Origin of the sequence: Serratia sp. M24T3 (assembly GCF_000257645.1) — a bacterium.
Taxonomy (GTDB): Bacteria; Pseudomonadota; Gammaproteobacteria; order Enterobacterales; family Enterobacteriaceae; genus Rouxiella.
The window spans coordinates 1-1,078 of the sequence record NZ_AJHJ01000084.1 but is presented as its reverse complement, the minus strand read 5'-3'; the positions used below and the strand labels follow the sequence as shown (position 1 = coordinate 1,078).

Here is a 1,078-nt window from a genome sequence, read left to right as displayed (position 1 = left end):
CCAACTGCTCGACCGGCTGGTGCGTCGGGCCGTCTTCGCCCAGACCGATGGAGTCGTGGGTGTACACGAACACGTTGCGGATTTTCATCAGCGCGGCCATGCGTACTGCGTTGCGCGCATATTCCACGAACATCAGGAAGGTCGCGGAATACGGCAGGAAACCGCCGTGCAGCGCGATACCGTTGGTGATCGCGGTCATGCCGAATTCGCGCACGCCGTAGTGAATGTAGTTACCGGCATTGTCGTCGCCGATGGACTTCGAGCCGGACCACATGGTCAGGTTGCTCGGTGCCAGGTCAGCGGAGCCGCCCAGGAATTCCGGCAGGATTTTACCAAACGCTTCCAGCGTATTTTGCGACGCCTTACGGCTGGCAATGTTTGCTGGTTTAGCCTGCAAACCTTCGATGAATTTCTGCGCCTCGGTTTCCCAGTTCAGCGGCAGCTCGCCGTTGACGCGACGATCAAACTCTTTGGCCAGCTCTGGGTGAGCCTTGGCATAGGCCGCGAACTTGTCGTTCCAGGCGGCTTCTTTCGCTTTACCGGCCTCTTTGGCATCCCACTGCGCGTAGATATCTTGCGGGATTTCAAACGGCGGATAGTTCCAGCCAATCGCTTTACGCGTTGCGGCCACTTCGTCCGCGCCCAGCGCGGCGCCGTGCACTTCGTGAGTACCGGCCTTGTTTGGCGAACCGAAACCGATGATCGTTTTGCACAGGATCAGGGTCGGCTTGTCGGTCACCTTGTGGGATTCTTCGATGGCGGCTTTGATAGCGTCAGGGTTGTGGCCGTCTACGTGGCGGATAACGTGCCAGTTGTAGGCTTCGAAACGTGCCGCGGTGTCATCGGTGAACCAGCCTTCTACGTGGCCGTCGATGGAGATGCCGTTGTCGTCATAAAACGCGGTCAGTTTGCCGAGTTTCATGGTACCGGCCAGCGAGCAAACCTCGTGGGAGATGCCTTCCATCATACAGCCGTCGCCCATAAAGGCGTAGGTGTGGTGGTTAACGATGTCGTGACCTTCGCGGTTGAACTGCGCGGCCAGCGTGCGTTCGGCAATCGCGAAGCCGACGGCGTTGGC

Annotated in this window: 1 pseudogene; it reads right to left on the bottom strand. The window is 59.0% G+C overall.

The features are described from left to right. A pseudogene (locus SPM24T3_RS24055) lies at window positions 1-1,078 on the bottom strand (transketolase); the annotation flags it as partial.